Source organism: Streptomyces sp. PA03-6a (genome assembly GCF_033792765.1).
GTDB lineage: Bacteria > Actinomycetota > Actinomycetes > Streptomycetales > Streptomycetaceae > Actinacidiphila.
The window spans coordinates 1-2,716 of the sequence record NZ_JARAVK010000497.1; the positions used below are offsets into that span (position 1 = coordinate 1).

General features: G+C 73.8%; 2 protein-coding genes and 1 pseudogene. 2 read left to right on the plus strand and 1 reads right to left on the minus strand.

All coding sequences use genetic code 11. The features are described from left to right. Window positions 1–93: 93 nt before the first annotated feature. Entirely contained in the window at window positions 94–939 is an 846-nt protein-coding gene (locus PV350_RS46000; RefSeq protein ID WP_500339236.1) for an AAC(3) family N-acetyltransferase, read from the plus strand. Here the strand turns inward: PV350_RS46000 and PV350_RS46005 are convergent. Continuing rightward, entirely contained in the window at window positions 932–2,047 is a 1,116-nt protein-coding gene (locus PV350_RS46005; protein WP_499516018.1) for a hypothetical protein, read from the minus strand. The genes PV350_RS46000 and PV350_RS46005 overlap by 8 nt on opposite strands. A gap of 169 nt (window positions 2,048–2,216) precedes the next feature. Here PV350_RS46005 and PV350_RS46010 point away from each other — a divergent pair. Further along, a pseudogene (locus tag PV350_RS46010) lies at window positions 2,217–2,716 on the plus strand (large ATP-binding protein); the annotation flags it as partial.

Sequence of the window (2,716 nt, forward strand, 5' to 3'; positions counted from 1 at the left end):
TTTTTTTTAAAGCAAGAGTGGGACTACGGAGTGTGGAGAGGTCTGGTGGGGTCGGAAATGTGTATCAGGGACGGGAGGGGGAAGGGGGACGGGATGACGGTCGGCTCCACCGAGGTGACGGCTCTGGCGGGATCCCTGACGGCACTCGGCCTGGAAGCGGGCGGGGTCGTCCTGGTGCACGCCTCGCTGCGCGGCGCGGGTGGCACCCGCGCGGGCACGATGCTCGACGCGCTGCTGCGGGTGCTGGGACCGCGCGGCACGCTGGTGACGCCCAGTTTCACACCCGAGAACTCCGACTCCTCCTCCGCCCACCGGGCGCGTGTGGCGGGACTGGACGCCCGGGAGGCCGCCGCCGTACGGGGCGCGATGCCGCCCTTCGATCCGGCGTCCACGCCCGCGCCCGGGATGGGGGTGCTCTCGGAGACCCTGCGCACCGTGGAGGGTGCGGTGCGCAGCGCCCATCCGCAGACCTCCTTCGTGGCGTACGGCCCGGCCGGGGAAGCCATCACGGCGGAGCACGGGGCCGACTGCCACCTCGGCGAGCGGTCCCCCTTGGCGGCGCTCTACCGGGCCCGCGCCCGGGTCCTGCTCCTCGGCGTCGGGTTCGACGTGTGCAGCGCGTTCCACCTGGCCGAGTACCGGGTGCCCCGGCCGCCCCTGCGCACCTACCGCTGCGTCGTCGTCAGGGGCGGGCGGCGTTCCTGGTGGAGCTACGAGGACGTGGCCCTGGACGACTCGGACTTCGCGGCCCTGGGCGCGGCGTACGAGGCCGAGGGCACGACCAGGACCGGCACCGTGAGCGGGCTCCGGTGCCGGTTGCTCGACCTGCGGGAGGCCGTCGACTTCGCGGTGCGCTGGATGCCCGCGAACCGGCCGCGACGGGCGGGCACCGGGGCCGGGGCCGGGCCCGGTCCCGGAGCCGGGCCCGGGCTCACCTGAGGCGGTCGAGGACCCTGCCGGCCCGCAGGAGGTGCAGGTCGTGCCGTACGGCCGCGGGGAGCGCGGCCTCGTCGTACGGCACGCCGTCCAGGAAGTCGCGCAGGCCCACGTCGCCGACGCGCGACATCGTGTACGGCGGAACGGAGTGCCGGGTGAGCACGAGGGGCCCTGGTCCTGCGTGCCCGAGCGCCTCGGCGAAGATCGCGCGCACCCGGTGGAAATGACGTTCCTGGACGCCGCCGATGTCGATGACGCCGACGGCTTCCGCGCCGGAGGGCGTCGTGCCGCCGATCCTTCGCAGCGGCAGCCGGCCGAGGTCGTGCAGCAGCACGTGGGCGGCCGCGTACTCGAGGGTCTGCCGGTCGGAGAGGCTGCCGCCCTTCCCCTGGAGCCGCCGGGCGATCTCCTCGCGCGGCTCCTCCCCGAGCCGGGCGATGGTGTCCTCGATCGGATCCTCGCCCGCGGGCAGGGGGAGGTCGGCGAACAGCCCGTAGTGGCCCGCCATCGGCCCCTGGTCCAGGACGCGGCACAGGTGCTCGGCGAGGAGCCGGCCCTCCTCCGCGACGACCGCGGCGGGCAGGGCGTTGATCCGCGCGCCCAGTTCGCCCACGTAGAGCACCTGCAGGTACGGCAGCCGGCCCGTGACCGCCTGGACCCGTTCCGCCATGAGCACGGCGGGCAGCACGTAGCTCAGGGCGCGCAGCGGCATGCGCACCGACGCGCCGAACACCACCCGCAGCGCCGGCGGTCCGTACACGGCGGCCTTGCCCACCACGTCCAGGAGGGGCTCCACTCCTCCCTCGGGCAGGCCGCGGACGTACCCCTGCAGCCGGGCCGTACGGCCGACGACGGCGTCGAGGAGGGCCGGGCGCACCCGGTTGACCACCCCGGCGGCGGCTCCGTACTCCGAGGGCCGGAACCGGGCCAGGCACGAACGGACGTCCGCTTCGGCGAACGGGACCATGGTGTCCTGTCCCATCAGCGGGATCCCGCGCAGGACCGCGGTCAGCAGGTTCTCCTGCCGCTTGCCCAGGCCCGGGGGCGCGGATGGGGAGGGCGCCGGCCGGGGGCCGGGACGGGAGAGCGTCGCGGGGTCGACCCCACCCATCAATGAGTCGTACATATAAAGTGATAGCCAGTCATACATGTGCTGCGGAACGGGTCATGACGAGACGTCAGCGGATTCTTCCATGATGACGCCAGTGCGGGCGTCCGTGACCGCGCCCGTTCGTACCGGTTCGGACGGGTGGGGGATGAAGAATACGTACACCTACGCCGTGAGTTACCTGCATGGCAGGGACGAGGCCTGGGTGGCGCGCTTCCTGGACGACCTGGACCGGCGGCTGGGCACCTCCCCGGTCCGTTTCGTCAGGGCGGCCACAGACGACGGCCGGGGCCCGGCCTCGCCCGGGGTGGCGACGGCGGACCGCGTCCTCGTCCTGTGCTCACCGGCCTACTTCAGCGAGGGCCCCGCGGACGCGGACTGGGCGATGCTGGCCCACCGCACGAGCCTGGACCGGGCCCGCGGGGCGGCGGAGAGCGGCATCGTGCTGCCCCTGCTCTGGGAACCCGTGCTCCAGCGGATGCCGGCGGTGGTCGCCGAGGCGGACACGTTCACGGCGGGGCAGCCGCCCGAGTACCGGACCCACGGACTCGCGTTGATGACGATGCAGGCCGCGCGCCACCGGGCCGCCCTCGACGAGGTGCTCGGCAACCTCACCCGATGGCTCACCACCGCTCCCCCCACCGGAAGCGGCCCCGCCCCGCAGGACATCCC

What these genes read in the sequence shown, in the direction of transcription:
- PV350_RS46000 (WP_500339236.1), top strand. Translation starts at nt 94, where the DNA reads ATGACGGTCGGCTCCACCGAGGTGACGGCTCTGGCGGGATCCCTGACG.
- PV350_RS46005 (WP_499516018.1), bottom strand. Translation starts at nt 2,047, where the DNA reads ATGGGTGGGGTCGACCCCGCGACGCTCTCCCGTCCCGGCCCCCGGCCG.